Annotated in this window: 19 protein-coding genes; 10 read left to right on the forward strand and 9 right to left on the reverse strand. The window is 65.9% G+C overall.

Annotated elements, in window-relative coordinates:
* Positions 1-141: 141 nt before the first annotated feature.
* Positions 142-2316: a catalase/peroxidase HPI gene (gene katG / locus EV656_RS08630; RefSeq protein ID WP_132602514.1), complete on the reverse strand. Its 2175-nt coding sequence runs from the start codon at positions 2314-2316 to the stop codon at positions 142-144.
* Positions 2317-2463: 147 nt separating this feature from the next.
* Positions 2464-3510 (reverse strand): ATP-binding protein, encoded by a 1047-nt coding sequence (locus EV656_RS08635; RefSeq protein ID WP_132602326.1) that lies wholly within the window; start codon positions 3508-3510, stop codon positions 2464-2466.
* Here EV656_RS08635 and EV656_RS16535 point away from each other — a divergent pair.
* Together EV656_RS16535 and EV656_RS08640 are read left to right on the forward strand one after the other, a co-directional pair.
* Positions 3490-3654 (forward strand): hypothetical protein, encoded by a 165-nt coding sequence (locus tag EV656_RS16535; RefSeq protein ID WP_165918971.1) that lies wholly within the window; start codon positions 3490-3492, stop codon positions 3652-3654. The two genes, EV656_RS08635 and EV656_RS16535, sit on opposite strands and share 21 nt — an antisense overlap.
* A gap of 44 nt (positions 3655-3698) precedes the next feature.
* Entirely contained in the window at positions 3699-4076 is a 378-nt protein-coding gene (locus EV656_RS08640; protein WP_132602329.1) for a hypothetical protein, read from the forward strand.
* On the opposite strand, the gene EV656_RS08645 is transcribed toward EV656_RS08640, so the two are convergent.
* From EV656_RS08645 to EV656_RS08660, 4 genes are read right to left on the reverse strand one after another with little or no spacing between them, the layout of a single operon-like run.
* Positions 4077-5261 carry a trans-sulfuration enzyme family protein gene (locus EV656_RS08645; protein WP_132602332.1) on the reverse strand — a complete coding sequence of 395 codons (1185 nt, stop codon included), beginning with the start codon at positions 5259-5261 and terminating at the stop codon, positions 4077-4079.
* Positions 5262-5267: 6 nt separating this feature from the next.
* Entirely contained in the window at positions 5268-5795 is a 528-nt protein-coding gene (locus EV656_RS08650) for a gamma carbonic anhydrase family protein (protein WP_132602335.1), read from the reverse strand.
* A 1-nt stretch (position 5796) separates the two neighbouring features.
* Entirely contained in the window at positions 5797-6435 is a 639-nt protein-coding gene (gene gmk, locus EV656_RS08655) for a guanylate kinase (RefSeq protein WP_132602338.1), read from the reverse strand.
* A 3-nt stretch (positions 6436-6438) separates the two neighbouring features.
* A complete protein-coding gene (locus EV656_RS08660; protein ID WP_243695690.1) occupies positions 6439-7320 on the reverse strand; it encodes a YicC/YloC family endoribonuclease in 882 nt (293 codons plus the stop codon).
* Positions 7321-7482: 162 nt separating this feature from the next.
* Between EV656_RS08660 and EV656_RS08665 the strand changes: the two genes are divergently transcribed.
* A complete protein-coding gene (locus EV656_RS08665; protein WP_132602341.1) occupies positions 7483-8061 on the forward strand; it encodes a PAS domain-containing protein in 579 nt (192 codons plus the stop codon).
* 19 nt (positions 8062-8080) lie between these two features.
* Here EV656_RS08665 and EV656_RS08670 read toward each other — a convergent pair whose 3' ends face one another.
* Entirely contained in the window at positions 8081-9454 is a 1374-nt protein-coding gene (locus EV656_RS08670) for a class II 3-deoxy-7-phosphoheptulonate synthase (protein ID WP_132602344.1), read from the reverse strand.
* Between the two features lie 151 nt (positions 9455-9605).
* Between EV656_RS08670 and EV656_RS08675 the strand changes: the two genes are divergently transcribed.
* Positions 9606-10619 carry a GlxA family transcriptional regulator gene (locus EV656_RS08675; RefSeq protein ID WP_132602347.1) on the forward strand — a complete coding sequence of 338 codons (1014 nt, stop codon included), beginning with the start codon at positions 9606-9608 and terminating at the stop codon, positions 10617-10619.
* Here the strand turns inward: EV656_RS08675 and EV656_RS08680 are convergent, their stop codons facing one another.
* Entirely contained in the window at positions 10620-11729 is a 1110-nt protein-coding gene (locus EV656_RS08680; protein ID WP_132602350.1) for a PQQ-dependent sugar dehydrogenase, read from the reverse strand. It lies immediately after the preceding gene.
* 122 nt (positions 11730-11851) lie between these two features.
* Here EV656_RS08680 and EV656_RS08685 point away from each other — a divergent pair, with 122 nt between their 5' ends.
* The 6 genes from EV656_RS08685 to EV656_RS08710 all read left to right on the forward strand — a co-directional run bounded on the left by EV656_RS08685 (position 11852) and on the right by EV656_RS08710 (position 17569).
* Entirely contained in the window at positions 11852-13036 is a 1185-nt protein-coding gene (locus tag EV656_RS08685) for an ABC transporter substrate-binding protein (RefSeq protein ID WP_132602353.1), read from the forward strand.
* A gap of 96 nt (positions 13037-13132) precedes the next feature.
* Positions 13133-13921 carry an ABC transporter ATP-binding protein gene (locus EV656_RS08690; RefSeq protein WP_132602356.1) on the forward strand — a complete coding sequence of 263 codons (789 nt, stop codon included), beginning with the start codon at positions 13133-13135 and terminating at the stop codon, positions 13919-13921.
* Between the two features lie 120 nt (positions 13922-14041).
* Positions 14042-14752 carry an ABC transporter ATP-binding protein gene (locus tag EV656_RS08695; RefSeq protein WP_132602359.1) on the forward strand — a complete coding sequence of 237 codons (711 nt, stop codon included), beginning with the start codon at positions 14042-14044 and terminating at the stop codon, positions 14750-14752.
* 98 nt (positions 14753-14850) lie between these two features.
* Positions 14851-15264, forward strand: coding sequence for a hypothetical protein (locus tag EV656_RS08700; protein ID WP_132602362.1), 414 nt, complete (start codon positions 14851-14853; stop codon positions 15262-15264).
* Positions 15264-16274 (forward strand): branched-chain amino acid ABC transporter permease, encoded by a 1011-nt coding sequence (locus EV656_RS08705; protein ID WP_132602365.1) that lies wholly within the window; start codon positions 15264-15266, stop codon positions 16272-16274. The genes EV656_RS08700 and EV656_RS08705 overlap by 1 nt, the downstream gene beginning before the upstream one ends.
* The gene (locus EV656_RS08710) at positions 16271-17569 is read left to right on the forward strand and encodes a branched-chain amino acid ABC transporter permease (protein ID WP_132602368.1); all 1299 of its coding nucleotides are present in this window, start codon (positions 16271-16273) and stop codon (positions 17567-17569) included. The genes EV656_RS08705 and EV656_RS08710 overlap by 4 nt, the downstream gene beginning before the upstream one ends.
* Positions 17570-17572: 3 nt before the next feature.
* Here the strand turns inward: EV656_RS08710 and EV656_RS08715 are convergent, their stop codons facing one another.
* Entirely contained in the window at positions 17573-17812 is a 240-nt protein-coding gene (locus EV656_RS08715; protein WP_132602371.1) for a hypothetical protein, read from the reverse strand.
* Between the last annotated feature and the right edge of the window lie 97 nt (positions 17813-17909).

The following is a 17909-nucleotide window of genomic DNA, read 5'->3' on the forward strand; positions in this document are numbered from 1 at the left end:
CGCGCGGATTAGCCTGCGGCGCGAGGATTTGCAAGGGGGCAATCGCCCGTCCCGCCAAGGAAAATGCCCCGCCGGCACGAAAGCGGCCGACGGGGCGTTTTTCGGGCTACGGTCGCGCCCCATCAAGGGGCGCGGCCATTGTCACGCATCCAGGTCGAAGCGATCAGCGTTCATCACCTTGGTCCAGGCGGCGACGAAATCGTTGACGAATTTCGCCTGGTTGTCGTCCTGGGCATAGACCTCGGCATAGGCGCGCAGGATCGAGTTCGAGCCGAACACCAGATCCACGCGCGAGGCGGTCCATTTCGCCGCGCCGGTCTTGCGGTCGCGGATCTCATAGACGTTTTCCCCGGTCGGCACCCATTTGTAGGCCATGTCCGTCAGGTTCACGAAGAAGTCGTTGGTCAGCTGACCCGCGCGCTCCGTGAACACGCCATGCGCCGTGCCGCCGTAATTGGTGCCCAGCACCCGCAGGCCGCCCAGCAGGACGGTCATCTCGGGGCCGGTCAGGCCCATCAACTGGGCACGGTCCAGCAGCAGTTCCTCGGGGCTGACGACATAGTCCTTCTTCAGCCAGTTGCGGAACCCGTCGTGGATCGGCTCCAGCGGCGCAAAGGAGTCGGCGTCGGTCATCTCATCCGTCGCATCCCCCCGGCCGGGCGCGAAGGGAACAGTGATGTCCATGCCCGCGGCCTTGGCCGCCTGCTCAATCCCGACATTACCGGCCAGCACGATCACGTCGGCGATACTGGCCCCGGTCTCGGCTGCGATGGGTTCCAGCACCGACAGCACCTTTTGCAGGCGCGCGGGTTCGTTGCCTTCCCAGTCCTTCTGCGGCGCCAGGCGGATACGGGCGCCATTGGCCCCGCCCCGCATGTCCGAGCCGCGGAAAGTGCGCGCGCTGTCCCAGGCGGTGGCAACCATTTCGCCGATCGACAGGCCGCTTTCGGCGATCTTGGCCTTCACCGCCTCGACGTTATAGTCGGTGGGGCCGTGGGGCACCGGATCCTGCCAGATCAGATCCTCGGTCGGCGCCTCGGGGCCGATGTAACGCTCTTTCGGGCCCATGTCGCGGTGGGTCAGCTTGAACCAGGCGCGGGCGAAGCAATCCTGGAAATACGCCGGATCGGCCATGAATTTCTGGCAGATCTCGTTATAGACCGGGTCCATCTTCATCGCCATGTCCGCATCGGTCATGATCGGGTTGTGGCGGATCGTGGGATCGGTCGCGTCAACCGGCTTGTCCTCTTCCGCGATGTCGATGGGTTCCCACTGCCACGCCCCGGCGGGGGATTTCTTCAGTTCCCACTCATAACCGAAAAGCAGCTTGAAATAGCCCATGTCGAACTTGGTCGGATGGGTGGTCCAGGCGCCCTCGATCCCGCTGGTCACGGCATTCGCGGCCTTGCCCTGCATATTCGGGTTGGCCCAACCAAAGCCTTGGCTTTCCGGACCGGCGGCCTCGGGGTCGGGGCCCAGTTCGGCCGCGTCACCATTGCCGTGGCATTTGCCGACGGTGTGGCCGCCCGCGGTCAGCGCGGCGGTTTCCTCGTCGTTCATCGCCATCCGGGCAAAGGTTTCGCGCACCTGCCCGGCGGTCTTCAGCGGGTCGGGCTGGCCGTTCACCCCCTCGGGGTTGACGTAGATCAGACCCATCTGCACCGCCGCCAGCGGGTTTTCCATGGTCGAGGGATCGTCCACGTCGCCGTAGCGTTCATCGGACGGCGCCAGCCATTCCTTTTCCGCGCCCCAATAGGTGTCCTTCTCGGGGTGCCAGATATCCGCGCGCCCGAAGGCAAAGCCAAAGGTCTTCAGCCCCATGTCCTCGTAGGCGACGTTACCGGCCAGGATGATCAGGTCGGCCCAGCTGATGCGATTGCCGTATTTCTTCTTGACCGGCCACAGCAGGCGGCGGGCCTTGTCCAGGCTCACGTTGTCGGGCCAGGAGTTCAGCGGCGCAAAGCGCTGGTTGCCGGTGCCGCCACCGCCACGGCCGTCGGCAATCCGGTACGAACCCGCCGCGTGCCACGCCATGCGGATCATAAGGCCGCCATAGTGGCCCCAATCAGCCGGCCACCAGTCCTGGCTATCGGTCATCAGCGCGCGGACATCGGCCTTGATCGCGTCGAAGTCCAGCTTCTTGACCTCTTCGCGATAGTTGAATTCCGCCCCCATCGGGTTGGTCTTGCTGTCGTGCTGGTGCAGGATGTCCAGGTTCAGCGCGTTGGGCCACCACTCCATGTTAGAGGTGCCCATCGCAGTCTGCCCGCCATGCATCACCGGGCATTTACCGGCAGGGATATCGTTTCCGTCCATCATGTCCTCCGCTTCGTTGGTTGTGCCGGGCAGCCGGGTCCGACGCGCTGCCCGTGTTAAGACACAACCTTTGTAGCAGAGTTTAAAATTATTATAAGTCGTATATTCTTATCCCAGCGATAAGCCTGCCTTATAGAGTGGCCGCCATCAAACCGTGATCCGCGGCAGCATCACCGAAAATGTACTGCCCTCGCCGGGGGTGCTGTCGATGCGAAACCGGCCCCTGTGGCGATTGACGATATGCTTGACGATGGCCAGCCCCAGCCCCGTGCCCCCCATCTCGCGCGAGCGGTGGTTGTCCACCCGGTAGAAGCGTTCCGTCAGACGCGGGATATGCACCGGGTCAAAGCCCTCGCCCTTGTCGATCACGTCCACCCGCACGCCCGGCCCGCGAAAGGCCAGCTCCCGCGCGCTTTGGGTGACCACGACCCGCACCTCGCCGCCGGTGCCGCCATACTTGATCCCGTTCTCTATCAGGTTCTCCATCACCTGGGTCAGTTGATCCGAGTCCCCCTGCACAAGGATCGGCTGCTCGGCCCCCTCCAGGATCAGGGCCACATCGGCCGCTTGCGCCAGCGTTCCCAGGGCCTGCACGGTGCCGCGCAGGGTCGCGGCCAGGTCGATCTGTGCCTCCGGGCGCATCCGCTCCTCGGCCTCGACCCGGCTCAGCGACAGCAGATCGCTGATAAGGCGGCTCATCCGGGTCGCCTCGCGCAGCATGATGTCCAGGAACCTGTCCCGCGCGGCGGCATCGTCGCGGGCAGGCCCCTTCAACGTTTCGATGAACCCCAAAAGGGCGGTCAGGGGCGTTTTCAGTTCGTGGCTGACATTGGCCACGAAATCCCGCCGGATCTGGCCCACCTGCTCACGCTCGGTGATATCGGAAAAGGCGACGGTGACACCGTCTGCGCCCCCTTCGCCCAAGGGGCTGGCCAGAACCTCATAGGTTGCTTCGCGCGCGATGTCGGTCGTCAGATAGCGCGCCCGACGCACCTGCCCCAGGCGCAGCGCCTCCTCCACGCAGTCCAGCAGCGCGGGCTGGCGCAACACCGCGATGTAATGCCGCCCGGGCCCGGCGGGGCCGAACATGGCGCGGGCCGGTGCATTCATCGCCGCGACGCGACCTGTGCGGTCGACGATGAGAACCGGCATCGGCATACCGGCAAGGATCGAATGGACAAGATCGGGGATCATCGGCGCATTCCTGTCGCTGTGGGACAACTGGTGTATCGTGACCGGGCGGGCACGAAAGCAAGGGCAGACAGCCAAAGCGATTGCGAAAACTGTCTGGATTGGCATATCGTCGCCTCGGAATGCCTGCCGGAAAAGATAGGTTGAAAAAACTCGACATCTACCAAGTCCCGATTCGCGCGAGGCACCCCATGTTTTCACATTGGATATCCGAGGATCGCCAGTCGTCTACCCTGACGACGCATGCCATCGCGCTGCTTATCGGTTTCGACCAGGAGGATCGTGTCGAGCTGGGCATGCCCTTTTCGGTTGCGCGGTGCGAGCGGATGCCATTCGCCCTGCTCCATGCCGGTCTGGCCAGCGCGCCCTGGACCGATCTGGTCGTTTCGCCGCTGGTGGGGCCGGGCTTCGACACGATGGACCTGGCCTATCAACTGTCGCTGGGGGGGTATCGCGGGCGCTATATGGTGGTCACGCCCGCCCTGCCCCGCCCCGAAATCATCCGGTCCGAAATTGCCCAGCTTTGCCCCGGGTTGCAGGTCGAACTGATCCGCCGCGCGCGGCACTGATCAGGCCACGCGCGCCGCGATCACGCCCCGGGTCATTTCCTCGGCCAGAACCTCGAACGGCTCTACCCCGACAGAGACACGGAAGAAGCCTTCGCCAATGCCCAGGGCGGCGCGGGCCTCGGCGCTCAGCGCCCGATGCGAGGACGAGGGCGGATGCGACAGCGTGGTGGCGACATCGCCCAGCGTCGGGGCAAAGGCGATCCCCGGACAGGCGCGGGTAAAGGCGTTGGCCGCCGCGCGGCCGCCCTCCAGCTCGAAACTCAGCATGTTGCCGAACCGCGCCCCGAACAGCGCACAGGCGCGGGCATGGTCGGGATGGTCGGCACGCCCCGGATACAGCACCCGCGCAACGCCGGGCAGGCCCGCCAGGTGATCGGCCAGCCGCGCCGCCGTTTCCTCGGCCCGGTCATAGCGCAGATCAAAGGACAGCATCCCCCGCTCGGCCAGCCAGCAATCGAAGGGGCTGGGCGTCACGCCCCAGGTTGTCGCGGCCACGCGCATCGCGTCGTTCAGCGCCGGATCGCGCGCCACCGTATAGCCCAGGGTGGCATCCGCATGCCCGGCCAGCAGCTTGGTCACCGAATGGATCACGATATCGGCGCCATGTTCGAACGGGCGGATCGCGCGGGGGGTGGTAAAGGTGTTGTCCACCGCCAGCAGAATGCCCCGATCCCGCGCCAGCGCGGCGATGCCTGCCAGGTCGGCCACCCGCAGCGTGGGGTTCGACACGGTTTCCAGCAGGATCATCCGCGTTTCGGGCCGCAGAGCCGCGGCAACGCGCCCCGCATCCGTGGGATCGACCAGGCTGGTGGCGATCCCCATGCGCGGCAGATCTTCGGCCAGCATCCGCAAGCTGCGGCCATACAGCTGATCGGCCCCCAGAACGTGATCGCCAGCCTTCAGCACACCCAGCACCGCGGCGCCCACCGCCGCCATGCCCGAACCCGTCACGATGCCGCCCGAGGCGCCCTCCATCCGGTCCAGCATCTGCGCCAGCACGTCCGCGTTCGGGTGCCCCTCGCGCGCATAGGAATAGCCCCGGGTCTGCCCCTCATACTGCGCATCCAGCGCGTCGGGGTCGGAGGTGGCATAAACCACAGAGGGTTGCAGCGGCGTGGCCACCGGGCGCGAGGCGCTGTCGGGCCAGGGGCGACGGCGGGCGGGAACGTAGGGTGTGTCGGTCATCGAAGTTCAGGCCCTTTGCAGCCCGTCGCGGTAGCGGCGCATGTTGTCCTGATAGTGCAGCGCGGATTTGCGCAACCCTTCGATCACGGCGTCATCCAGTTCGCGCACCACGCGCCCCGGTGCGCCCATCACCAGGCTGCCATCGGGGATTTCCTTACCCTCTGTCACCAAGGCACCCGCCCCGATCAGGCAATTGCGGCCGATCCTTGCCCCGTTCAACACGGTTGCGCCCATGCCGATCAGGGTGTTTTCCCCGATGATACAGCCATGCAGCATCGCCTTGTGCCCGATGGTGCAGCCCGGACCGATCACCAGCGGATAGCCCATATCCGTATGACAAACCGTGTTTTCCTGCACGTTGCTGCCCGCGCCCACGGTGATCGGTTCGTTGTCGCCGCGCAGGGTGCAGCCGAACCAGACAGAGGCACCGGGTTCAAGGATCACCTTGCCGATCAGGTTGGCGTCCGGCGCCACCCAGAAATCGTCGCCCTCGGGCAGGGTCGGGGCGACCCCGTCCAGCGTGTAGATCGGCATGTCAAATCCCCTCGAATTCGGCCTGCAACGCGCGGACATGATCCGTCAGGCCAGGCTGCTGGCTGCGCCGCAGGCGGGTTGCGGTCAGGATGGTTTTCAGCTTTTCCTCGGTCGCGTCCAGATCGTCGTTGACCAGGACGAAATCGTAACCGTCCCAATGGCTGATCTCGTCCCAGCTTTTCTGCATGCGACGGGCGATGGTTTCCGCGTCGTCCTGTCCGCGGCTTTCCAACCGGCGCCGCAGTTCGGCAATGGAGGGCGGCAAAAGAAAGATCGACAGCGTGTGCTGCCCAAGGGCCGAATTGCGGATCTGCTGCGCGCCTTGCCAGTCGATATCGAACAGCACGTCGCGCCCGTCCTCGATGGCGTCGCGCACGGGCCCCTCGGGCGAGCCGTAGAAATTGCCGAACACATGGGCATGCTCCAGCATCGCGCCCTTTGTGACCTCTGCCTTGAACGCAGCCTCGCTGAGGAAATGGTAATCCTGCCCCTCGACCTCGCCGGGACGCGGGGCGCGGGTGGTGGCCGAAACCGAAAACAGGATATCCCGATCCCAGTCGCGCAGACGACGCGCCAAGGTGGATTTGCCTGCGCCCGAGGGCGAGGACAGGATAATCAAAAGGCCCCGGCGGTCGTCCATGCCCTACTCCACGTTCTGAACCTGCTCGCGCATCTGGTCGATCACGGATTTGAGGTCAAGCCCGATCCGGGTCAGCGGTCCCGATTGCGCCTTGGAACACAGGGTGTTGGCCTCGCGGTTGAATTCCTGCATCAGGAAATCGAACTTGCGGCCGACGGGGTCTTCGGCCTGCAGCAGGGTGCGGGCGGCCTCGACATGGGCGGCCAGGCGGTCCAGTTCCTCGCGCACGTCCGATTTGACCGCGATCAGCGCCAACTCCTGAGCCACGCGGTCGGGATCAGCGCCATCTGCATTGTCCAGGACACGGGCCAGGTTGGCGCGCAGCGCCTCGGCCATCTGGGCGCGGCGATCCTCGGCGGCGGCCTCTGCCTGGTCCAGCAGGGTGACGATCTGGTCCAGTTGGCCGCGCAAGATCGCGTCCAGCGCCGCCCCTTCTTCGGCCCGCATGGCGCAGAACGCCCCCAGCAGCGCGTCCAGATCGGCCATCAACGTCGCCCGCAACGCGGCAAGGTCGGGTTCGGGCGCGGGGGCATCGCCGGCACCACGGCTGGCCAGAATCTCCAGCGCCGTGGGCGGGCGCAGGGTAACGCCACGGGCGCGGGCGCGCTCTTCGACCTGCGCGACCAGGTCCAGCGTGGCATCCAGCGCCGCCATGTCCAGATGCGCCGCTGCCTGAGCCTCGGGCTGGCGTGCGATCCGCAGGTTCAGCGTCAGGTTCCCGCGCCCCAGCCGCCCCTGCACAGCGCCGCGCGCGGCCTGCTCCAGCCCGGCGATCCAATCCGGCAGCCGCAGACGCAGGTCCAGCCCCTTGCCGTTGACCCCGCGCAGATCCCAGCTCCAGACAAAGCCCTGCCCCTGCCCGTCACGGCTGGCGAAAGCGGTCATCGAGTTAATCATCGGACGCATTAACCATTTGTTAGGAAACTCCCCCCGTGCCGCGCCAATCGTGGCAAGATCCAGGCACGGCCGACGCTCCGTCCGGCCTATCACAGGCCGCGCACCGTGGCCAAGCCCACCGCGACGGCCGGGCCATGCAAGGAGCTGAGGATGGGACAGGCCGATACCGCATCCGTCATTCCCCTGACGGGACAGGGGGCGCCGCACGACCCCGACCCGCTGGCCGCGGTCGAACGGTATTGGCAAGGCCTGCGCGCCACACCCCACGCCCCGACAGGCGATGTCCGCCTTGACCCGCGCGGGTTTTCGGGGGCGCTGTCCGACAGTTTCATCGCCGAGGCGATCACGGCCAGCGAGATCAGGATCTGCATCGCCGGGCAGCGGTTAGAGGCGCTCGCAGGCACACCCTTGCGCGGGCTGCCCCTGTCGGTGCTGTTCCTGCCAGAGGCCCGTCCGACGCTGGCCCGGGCCGTGCGCCGAACGCTGGCAGGCACACCGGCGCGGCTGGGGCTGATCGCGTCACAGGGGCCGTTTCGCCCCGGCCTGCGGGCCGGGCTGGTGCTGTTGCCGCTGGGAAACGGGCCGTGCCGTCGGGTTCTGGGCGCGCTCAGCGCAGCGCAGCCGCCATCGCGGCGGGCCTGCCGGTTCCGTATTGATATGGAAAAGGGACCACCCGGCCCGGCGCAACCGCTGCTGCGGATCGTTCAGGGGGGCAAGGCCGGCACCTGACGGCGCCGGCCGGGCCGGATCAGCGCATGCTGGCCGTGGCCGGCTGTTCGCTGCACCGATTCGACAATTCCTCGGCCACGAGGAAGGCCAGTTCCAGCGCCTGGCTGGCATTCAGGCGCGGGTCGCAGGCCGTGTGATAGCGCGAGGACAGATCCTCGTCCGTCACGGCCCGCACGCCGCCGGTACACTCGGTCACGTCCTTGCCGGTCATCTCGAAATGCACACCGCCGGGGATCGACCCCTCGGCCTGGTGCACGGCAAAGAACTCTTGCACCTCGCGCAGAACGCTGTCGAAGGGCCGCGTCTTGAAACCGCTGGCCGACTTGATCGTGTTGCCGTGCATCGGATCGCAGGACCAGACGACCTCTGCCCCCATTTCGCGCACGACGCGGATCAACCGCGGCAGGTGATCGCCCACCGTGCCCGCCCCGAAGCGCGCGATCAGGGTCAGGCGACCGGGGATATTGTCGGGGTTCAGCTTCTCGATCAGGATCTTGAGATCGTCATCGGTAATGGTCGGGCCGCATTTCAGGCCGATCGGATTCATCACCCCCCGGCAGAAGGCGACATGCGCCCCGTCCACCTGCCGGGTGCGGTCGCCGATCCACAGCATGTGCCCGGACCCCGCGACCCAACCGCCAGAGGTGGAATCCACCCGCGTCAGCGCCTCTTCGTATTCCAGCAGCAACGCCTCGTGCGAGGTGAAGAAATCGACCATGGACAGGCTGTTCATCGTGGCGCCATTGACGCCCGCAGCAGTCATGAAACCCAGCGTGTCGCTGATCCGGTTGGCCATGTCGCGGTATTTCTCGGCCTCGTCGCGATCGGTAAAGCCCAGCGTCCAGCTGTGCACCCGGTGGATATCGGCGAACCCGCCCTTGGAAAACGCCCGCAGCAGGTTCAACGAGGCCGCCGCCTGGGTATAGGCCTGCAGCATCCGGGCCGGATCGGGAATGCGCGCCTCGGGGGTAAAGTCGAACCCGTTGATGATGTCGCCGCGATAGCTGGGCAACTCCACGCCGTTCACGGTCTCGGTCGGGGCCGAGCGCGGCTTGGCGAACTGGCCGGCCATCCGGCCCACCTTGATAACCGGCAGCTTGGCGCCATAGGTCAGCACGATGGCCATTTGCAGCAGCACCTTGAAGGTGTCGCGGATCGTGTCGGCGGAAAACTCGGAAAAGCTTTCGGCGCAATCGCCGCCTTGCAGCAGGAACGCCTCGCCGCGGGCGGCCTGGCCCAGCTTGGCCGTCAGGTTGCGCGCCTCACCGGCGAAGACCAGCGGCGGATACTGGGCAAGCTGGGCCTCGGCGGCCGCCAGCGCAGCCGGGTCGGTATAGTCGGGCATCTGCACCCGGGGCTTTTCGCGCCAGTCGGTTTTCTGCCACTCGCTCATCGTCGTCACTCCCGCAAGACGGTTGTTGGCGCGCGTTATAGGCATAGGCGGCGGCATGTGCCAGCGATGAATCCCCCGCGCAACGCTCAAGGGCCTTGATCCCGGCGGGCAAACCTGTATCCGCTAGCCCGATACGCGCGCGGAGGGGAGCATGGCACAGCGCCTGCCCGATCGACCGATACCGAACACGGCCGCCACCCCGGACCGGCCGCAAACCGTTGTGTTCGTCCTTCTGGAAAATTTCACCCTGCTCAGCTTTGCTGGCGCGATCGAACCGTTCCGTATCGCCAACCGGGTGTCAGGGCGCAAGCTGTACCGCTGGCACCTGGCCGGAGAGAGCGGCACCCATGCGGTGTGTTCGAACGGGACGGAATTGCGGCTGGACAGCGGGCTGGAGCCGCTGGAGCGCGACGATATCGTGCTGGTCTGCGGCGGCACCGGCGTTCAGGCCGCGACCACGCAACCGCTGATCAACTGGCTGCGGCGCGAGGCCCGCAAGGGCCTGATCATCGGCGGGCTGTGCACCGCGGCCCACGCGCTGGCCCGCGCCGGCCTGCTGGACGGGCGGCGCTGCACCATCCACTGGGAAAATCACGACGGATTTGCCGAAGAATTTCCCGATCTCGACCTGACCAAGTCGGTTTTTGTCGCCGATGGCAACCGGCTGACCGCGGCCGGGGGCACCGCCTCGGTCGATCTGGCCCTGACCCTGATCGCCGACACCCACGGCCAGGATCTGGCCAACGAGGTCGCAGACCAGCTGATCTATTCCTCGATCCGGACCGACCAGGACACCCAGCGCCTGTCGATCCCCACGCGCATCGGTGTGCGCCACCCCAAGCTGAGCCAGGTCATCAAGGTCATGGAGGACAACCTGGAAGAGCCGGTCAGCCCCTCCATCCTGGCCCGCGACGTGGGCCTGTCCACGCGGCAGCTGGAACGCCTGTTCCGGCGCTACGTCAACCGCAGCCCGAAACGCTATTACATGGAACTGCGCCTGGCCAAGGCGCGCAACCTGCTGATGCAGACGGACATGAGCGTTATCAATGTCGCCCTGGCCTGCGGCTTTTCCTCGCCCAGCCATTTTTCCAAGTGCTACCGGGCGCATTACAACACCACTCCCTACCGCGAGCGCGGCAGCCAGGGCCGCAAGCCGCAAGGATAGTCACGGCGTCAGCCGGTAAAGCGCCCCCTGCCCCACGGACAGGACCCAGATCGCGCCCTGCGGCCCTTCGCGGATGTCGCGCACCCGTGCGGTCTGCGGGCCCTGAATGCGTTCCTCGGCCCAGTCGCCATCAGGGTCCAAACGCGAGATCAGGCCGAATTTCAAGCTGCCCGAAAAGACATCGCCCCGCCATTCCGGCCACAGCCTGCCGGAGTAGATCATAAGACCCGATGGCGCGATGGACGGATCCCAGTAATGGGCTGGCTGCCGCATACCGGGTTTCGCCGTGCCCTCGCCGATGGGCAGGCCGGAATAATGCCGCCCGTAGGAAATCACCGGCCAGCCGTAATTAGCGCCGGGCGCCACGCGGTTCACCTCGTCCCCGCCGCGGGCGCCATGTTCGTTCACCCACAGCGCCCCAGACAGGTCCAGCGTGGCCCCCTGCGGATTGCGGTGCCCATAGGACCAGATTTCAGGGCGTACACCGGGCCTGCCCACGAACGGATTGTCCGCGGGCACGCTGCCATCGCGGTTTAGGCGCAAGACGCTGCCCTCGTGCCGGGACAGATCCTGCGCGGCTGGGCGGTCGCCGCGATCGCCAACGGTCAGAAAGATGTGGCCATCGAGCCCCTCGACCAGACGCCCGCCGAAATGCCGCCCACCGCTGCTGCCCGGCGCCATGACGAAAAGCTCGCGAAACCCCTGCAGCCGCGTGGCGTCATCGGACAGGCGCGCCACGCCGATGGCGGTGCCCTGTCCGCCCGCTTGGGTCCGCGCATAGCTGAACAGGATCTCGCGGGTCTTGGCGAAGTCGCGCGGCACCAGCACGTCCAGCAACCCGCCCTGGCCCACCGCGGCGACCGCGGGCAGCCCCGGCAGGGCGCGCTTGATGCCATCGGCGATGTGCCACACCCGGCCAGCGCGTTCGCTGACCAGCACGCCACCCCCGGGCAAGAAGCCGATGGACCACGGCTCTGCCAACCCATCGGCGACGGTTTCGACGCGCAGAGGTCCGGCGCTGCTGGCAAGGCTTTGCCCGGCCACGGGACGGGGCAAAACCGAAACAGAGATGAGAATCAGCAGCAAGGCGGCAGACGAAAGGAACTTCATGCGGGGGGAGCTAGCGTTCCAGACCCGCTTTGCCAGCACGCCGGATGCGCGGCGGCCTTTCCTTTTCCCATCACCCCGCTTAGTCTTCGCGGCGGATTGCATTCCAACACGGGAGTTGAACAATGAAAAAGCTTCTGACGGCCACTGCCGCGCTGGCCCTGTTCGCAGGCGCCGCCACTGCCGAAGAGGTCAAGATCGGGGTCGTCGCGGCCTTTACCGGCCCGCTCGAATCCCTGTCCCCGCCGATTGCCGACGGTCACGAACTGGCCCTGAAAGAGGCCAGCGAGTCCGGCCTGTTCATGGGCGGCAGCACGATCTTGCCGGTGCGCGCGGACTCGACCTGCGTGGACGCCGCCGCCGCCACCGCTGCGGTGGAACGGCTTGTCACCTCGGACCGCGTGTCGGGCGTTCTGGGGCCGATGTGCTCGGGCGCGACGGGCGCCGTGGTCAGCAATGTCGCCGTTCCCAACGGCGTGGTCGCCATCTCGGCCTCGGCCACCTCGCCGGCGCTGTCGTCGATCGAGGATAACGGCCTGTTCTTCCGCACCGCGCCCTCGGATGCCCGCCAGGGCGACGTGATGGCCGATATCGTCCTTGAAAAGGGGATCGAGGAAATCGCCGTCACCTACACCAACAACGACTATGGCAAGGGTCTGAGCGATTCTTTCGTTTCGGCCTATGAGGCCAAGGGCGGCACCGTAACGCTGGTCGCAGCGCATGAGGACGGCAAGGCCGACTACTCGGCCGAGGTGGGCGCGCTGGCATCGGCGGGCGGCGACGCGCTGGCGGTGGTCGGCTATGTCGATCAGGGCGGCGCGGGCATCGTGCAGGCGGCGCTGGACACCGGCGCCTTCGACACCTTCGTCTTCCCCGACGGCATGGTCAGCGACGCGCTGACGGAACGCTTCGGCTCGGATATCGACGGCTCGTTCGGGCAGAACCCCGCCAGCGCCGGCGAGGGTCGCGACCTGTTCACCGCGATGGCCGAAGAAGCCGGGTTCGACGGCACCTCCGCCTTCTCCGCCGAGGCCTATGACGCGGGCGCCCTGATGGTGCTGGCGATGCAGGCCGCCGGTTCGACCGATCCGCAGGTCTACAAGGAAAAGATGATGGAGGTCGCCAACGCCCCCGGTGAGCCGATCCTGCCCGGCGAACTGGCCAAGGCGCTGGAAATCCTGGCCAATGGCGGCGATGTCGATTACGTCGGCGCCGCCTCGATCGAGCTGATCGGCCCCGGTGAAAGCGCGGGCTCCTATCGCGAAATCACCATCGAAGATGGTGAACTGAAGGTGGTCGGCTATCGCTGACGCCCCGTCGCGTGACCGAAAAAACAGGCGGCCCGGGGGTTTTCCGGGCCGTTTCTTTACGTTAAGCACCCGCGCCATGATTCAGGGGGCACGAGCGTGATCCAGGTAGACAGCCTTCACAAGCATTTCGGCGGGTTCCGTGCGGTGGACGGGGCCTCGATCCGTATCGAGACCGGCTCGATCACCGGGTTGATCGGCCCGAACGGCGCAGGCAAATCCACCCTGTTCAACGTCATCGCGGGCGTGCTGCCGCCGACCTCGGGCCGTGTGACGATGGATGGCGAGGACATCACCGGCCTGCCCCCGCACGAACTGTTCCACAAGGGGCTGCTGCGCACCTTCCAGATCGCGCATGAATTCTCCTCCATGACGGTGCGCGAGAACCTGATGATGGTCCCCGCCAGCCAATCGGGCGAAACCCTGTGGAACGCCTGGTTCAAACGCGGCCGCGTCGCTGTCGAAGAACGCGCCCTGGCCCAGAAGGCCGACGAGGTGCTGGACTTCCTGACCATCGACCACCTGTCGGATGAAAAGGCCGGGAACCTGTCGGGCGGGCAGAAAAAGCTGCTGGAACTGGGCCGCACCATGATGGTGGACGCCAAGATCGTGTTCCTGGACGAGGTCGGCGCCGGGGTGAACCGGACCCTGCTGAACACCATCGGCGACGCGATCGTGCGGCTGAACAAGGAACGCGGCTACACCTTCTGCCTGATTGAACACGACATGGATTTCATCGCGCGGCTCTGCGACCCGGTGATCGTGATGGCCGAGGGCAAGGTTCTGGCCCAGGGCAAGGCCGACGAGATCATGCAGAACGAAGCGGTGATCGAGGCCTATCTGGGCACCGGGCTGAAGAACAAGATCAAGGAAGGGGCGCAGGGATGACGGGGACCGGGCGCGGGGAAGCGTTTTCCCCTAAACTCTTGGTTCGGAAAATTCTTTGTGAAGAATTTTTCGCCTCCGGCGGGGGTATTTCCACCAAGAAGAAGCAGGGGATGCGCAACCATGGCTGACCCGTTCCTGATCGGCGACGAGATGACCGGCGGCTATGGGGCGGCCGACATCCTGCATGGCTGCACCGTGGCCGTGGAAAAGGGCGAGATCGCCGTGATCGTCGGCCCCAACGGTGCGGGCAAGTCCACCGCGATGAAGGCCGTGTTCGGCATGCTGGCGCTGCGCGGCGGCGGGGTGCGCCTGAACGGCGAGGACATCACCGCGTTGACACCGCAGGCGCGAGTGGCCAAAGGCATGGCCTTCGTTCCCCAGACCAACAACATCTTTGCCTCCATGACCGTGGAGGAAAACCTGGAGATGGGCGCCTTTCTGCGCCGCGACGACATCGCGGCCACGATCGAAGAGGTCTATCACCTGTTCCCCATCCTGCGCGAAAAACGACGCCAGGCCGCGGGCGAGCTGTCCGGCGGGCAGCGTCAGCAGGTGGCCGTGGGCCGCGCGCTGATGACCCGGCCCAGCGTCCTGATGCTGGACGAACCCACCGCCGGCGTCAGCCCCATCGTGATGGATGAGTTGTTCGACCGCATCATCGAGGTGGCGCGCACCGGCATTTCCATCCTGATGGTCGAGCAGAACGCGCGCCAGGCGCTGGAAATCGCCGACAAGGGCTATGTCCTGGTGCAGGGGCGCAACGCCTATACCGACACCGGCAAGGCGCTGCTGGCCGATCCAGAGGTGCGCCGCACCTTCCTGGGGGGCTGAACGGTGGGCCTGCGCCTGGACGTGATGGAGGACGGACAGTTCCTGTATCTGGGCAACCGTGGCACGCGCTACACGGGCCATTGCGAGGAGAGTTGAACATGAAAGCCGTCCCGATCCTCTTGATCCTGCTTTGGGCCGCACCCGCCGCGGCGCTGGAGCTGGACTGCGTGGCCCGGCTGGCCTGCGTCAGCAACCTGGACGCAGGAAAGGCCGCGTGCCAGGAGACCGAGATCGCCCATCGCCTAAGCATCGGCCGCAAGGCAGGTAGCAAGGTGATCGTCACCACCGATGACGGGGACAAGTTCTATGAGTTCACCCGGCTGGAGGATCGCGAGGGCCTGCGCGTGCAGGCCACGGGTGGCGCGCTGGAGGATGACCAGGGCGCGGGCGCGCTGAGCGTGTTCGACACGCTCGATTTCGTGGTTACGCGTCATAATCAAGTGGCCCTGGGGGACGACGAGGTGCAGACCATTGCCGTGACCATCCACGGCACCTGCGAGGAGACCCGCTGATGGAATTGCTCAACGCTTTGGTTGTCTTTGCCAATTTCGTGCTGATCCCGGCCACGGCCTATGGCGCGCAGCTGGCCCTGGGCGCCTTGGGGGTCACGCTGATCTATGGCATCCTGCGGTTTTCCAACTTTGCCCATGGCGACACTATGGCCTTTGGCACGATGGTAACCGTTCTGGGCACATGGGGATTGCAAAATCTGGGCATCGGACTGGGTCCGCTGCCGACGGCACTGCTGGCCCTGCCCCTTGGGATCGCGGTCACGGCGGCGCTGTTGCTGGGCACCGATCGTGTCGTCTACCGTTTCTACCGCAAGCAGCGGGTCAAGCCGGTGATCCTGGTGATCGTGTCGATGGGGGTGATGTTCATCCTCAACGGGTTGGTCCGGTTCATCATCGGCCCCGACGACCAGCGTTTCGCAGATGGCGAGCGGTTCATCATCACCGCGCGCGAGTTCAAGACCATGACCGGCCTGGACGAGGGGCTGGCAATCCGCACCACCCAAGGCCTGACCGTCGTTACCGCGGTGATCGTGGTCGCGCTGCTGTTCTGGTTTCTGAACCGCACCCGCACGGGCAAGTCGATGCGCGCCTTTTCCGATAACGAGGATCTGGCGCTGTTGTCGGGCATCAATCCCGACCGGGTCGTGGCGATCACATGGATCATCGTGGCCGCGCTGGCCACCATCGCGGGCGTGCTTTACGGGCTGGACAAGAGCTTCAAGCCCTTCACCTATTTCCAGCTTCTGCTGCCGATCTTTGCCGCTGCGATCGTCGGCGGTCTGGGCAGCCCGCTGGGGGCGATCGCGGGCGGCTTCGTCGTGGCCTATTCCGAGGTGACGATCACCTATGCCTGGAAAAAGGTGCTGGGCTACACCCTGCCCGAGGGGCTGGAGCCGGGCGGCCTGGTCCAGCTTCTCTCCACAGACTACAAATTCGCGGTCAGCTTCGTGATCCTGGTGATCGTGCTGCTGTTCCGCCCGACGGGTCTTTTCCGGGGGAAATCGGTATGACCGGACGCGACGCGCTTCTTTTCCTCGCCGTGGCCGCGCTGATCGCGGGCACCGGTGTGATGCAAAGCTGGAACTCTGCCCTGTTCATCCTGAACTACGGCCTGATCTCGGCGATCATGGCGTTGGGGGTGAACATGCAATGGGGCTATGCGGGCCTCTTCAACGTAGGTGTCATGGGCTTTACCGCATTGGGCGGGCTGGGGGCCATCCTGGTCGCCATGCCCCCGGTGCGCGAGGCCTGGGCCGCGGGCGGCTTGGGCGTACTCGGCGGGCTGGCCATCGGGCTGGGCGTGATCGCGGGCGCGATCTGGCTGTGGCGCAAGCTGCCGCGCGGACGGCTTCGGGGTCTGGCACTGGTCGGCTGGCTGATCGCCGGTTTCTTTGTCTATCGCGCGGTTTTCGACCCGGCGGTCGATGCAATCGAATCCGTCAATCCGGCCGCCACGGGCTATCTGGGAGGGATGGGCCTGCCGGTGTTGCTCGGCTGGCCGGTGGGTGCCCTGCTGGCGGCCGGCGCGGCCTGGATCATCGGCAAGACCGCGCTTGGGCTGCGGTCCGACTACCTGGCGATTGCCACGCTGGGCATTGCCGAAATCACCATCGCCATCCTCAAGAACGAGGACTGGCTGAGCCGCGGCGTCAAGAACGTGATCGGCGTTCCGCGCCCCGTGCCGTATGAGGTGGACCTGCAACAAAACCCCGATTTCATCGCGCTGGCCGACCGGATGGGAATGGAGGTCGTGACCGCCTCGACCATCGCGGTCAAGCTGGCCTATGCGGGGCTGTTCGCGGTGGTTCTGGTGCTGCTGATCTGGCTGACGCAGGCGGCGCTGAACTCGCCCTGGGGACGCATGATGCGCGCCATCCGCGACAACGAGATCGCGGCCGAAGCGATGGGCAAGGACGTGAAGGCGCGGCATTTGCAGGTCTTTATCCTGGGCAGCGCGATCTGCGGTCTGGCCGGGGCCATGATGGTTACCTATGACAGCCAGCTTGTGCCCTCGGCCTATCAGCCGCTGCGCTTTACCTTCCTGATCTGGGTGATGGTGATCGTTGGCGGGTCGGGCAACAATTTCGGCGCGGTTCTGGGCGGGTTCCTGATCTGGTTCCTGTGGGTCCAGGTGGAACCGGCGGGCACGGCCTTCATGACCTTCGTCACGTCCGGCATGGCCGAGGGATCCGCGCTGAAAGAACACCTGATGGACAGCGTGGCCCATATGCGGCTGTTGACCATGGGCGTGGTGCTGTTGGTGGTTCTGCGCTTCTTCCCGCGCGGTCTGATCCCCGAGCGGTAGGGATCAGCCGTCGCAGGCGCAGCCCGGGGGTTTGCGGCAGGTATAGCTGCGGCTGATGCATGTATCGCCGCAGGCCTTGCCCTTCCTGCAGACCTTGCAACAGGCCGCCTTGATCAGATGGCTGCCGTAGAGGCTGCGCAGCGCGGTCGCCTGATCGGTCCCCGCCGTGGCGGCGGCTTGCGCCCCCGCGCCGCCCGCCGCAAATGTAACCGTGACCGCAAGCAGAAAAGCCCGAATTGACATGGCAAACACCCCCGAACGTTAACCAAGGTTAACGGAGCGTCGGTGGTTTTTCCACTTTCCCCTTCGCAGCGGATTTCGCCGGGATGTAGGATGTGTT

The organism is Rhodovulum adriaticum, assembly GCF_004345735.1.
Classification (GTDB): domain Bacteria; phylum Pseudomonadota; class Alphaproteobacteria; order Rhodobacterales; family Rhodobacteraceae; genus Rhodovulum; species Rhodovulum adriaticum.